2 protein-coding genes are annotated in these 1,080 nt (G+C 43.1%); both read left to right on the top strand.

What is annotated here, in order from left to right:
* Positions 1-462: prephenate dehydrogenase (locus ACKI5G_RS02180; RefSeq protein WP_407397217.1), on the top strand; the 462-nt coding region annotated here is incomplete at its 5' end.
* 152 nt (positions 463-614) lie between these two features.
* The coding region (locus ACKI5G_RS02175; RefSeq protein WP_407397215.1) for a glucosamine-6-phosphate deaminase at positions 615-1,080 on the top strand (466 nt) is incomplete at its 3' end.

Below are 1,080 nucleotides of genomic sequence, written 5' to 3'. Positions count from 1 at the left end.
TGCTATGTCATTGTGGAAAATACCGGTGCTCCTCAGGAAGCTCATGACAGGATTTGTGATTTAGTGAAACTCACCGGGGCTAATCTCACCACTCTGGACATTGCCAAGCATGATCGCTGTGCTTCCGTGATAAGCCATATTCCTCATGTGGCAGCAGCTAGTCTGGTTACCCTTCTGAATCGGAGTCACGGTGACAAGGAGGCTTGTCTGAAACTGGCTGGTGGTGGCTTTAAGGATACCACTCGTATTGCCTCTTCTAACGCAGATATGTGGGCAGATATATGTATGACTAACCAGGAGGCCATTACCAATCACTTAAAGCTGTTGCAGGGAATTTTGGCTGAGGTAGTGGTTGCTATTGAAAGTGGTGACCGTCAGGCGGTACACGACTTCTTTGCTGATTCCAAAAAACGGCGTGACAGCATTCTGGAGCAGACCAAGGATATGTACGAATTGATTTAAATAGCGTATTTCATAAAATAGCCACTCCTGTTCAGAGTGGTTATTTTACGTTTAAAATAATGCAAAAAACGCATTTTATTATGTTATTAGTACAACTTTAGCCTATATTGGCGTATAATAATGTTATATGTGTTAATAGGTGGTGAGGCGGAATGCGGATAATAATTACTGATTCCTATGAAGAAATGGGGATGGAGGCGGCGAATATTGTGGCTGGTCAAATATATCTCAAACCAAACAGTGTTTTGGGCTTGGCCACAGGCAGCACTCCGGTTTCCATGTATCAGCGTTTGGCCGCCGTTCATAAAACCGTAGGTTTGGATTTTTCCGAAGTAACGACTTTTAATTTGGATGAGTATATTGGCATGAGTCCGGAAAATCCCCAGAGTTACCACTATTTTATGCAGGAAAACTTTTTTAAGCATATCAATATCAACCAGGATAATGTGTTTATTCCCGATGGCATGGCGGAGGATATGATTGAAGAGGGGGAACGCTATGAACGCCTTATTGAAGCCAAAGGCGGCATAGATTTGCAGGTATTGGGTATTGGGCAAAATGCCCATATTGGTTTCAATGAGCCAGATATAAAATTTGCTGCTACTACCCACAAGGTGG

This window comes from Anaerovibrio sp. (assembly GCF_045637405.1).
GTDB lineage: Bacteria > Bacillota > Negativicutes > Selenomonadales > Selenomonadaceae > Anaerovibrio.
This window is presented reverse-complemented; position numbering and strand designations above follow the sequence as displayed.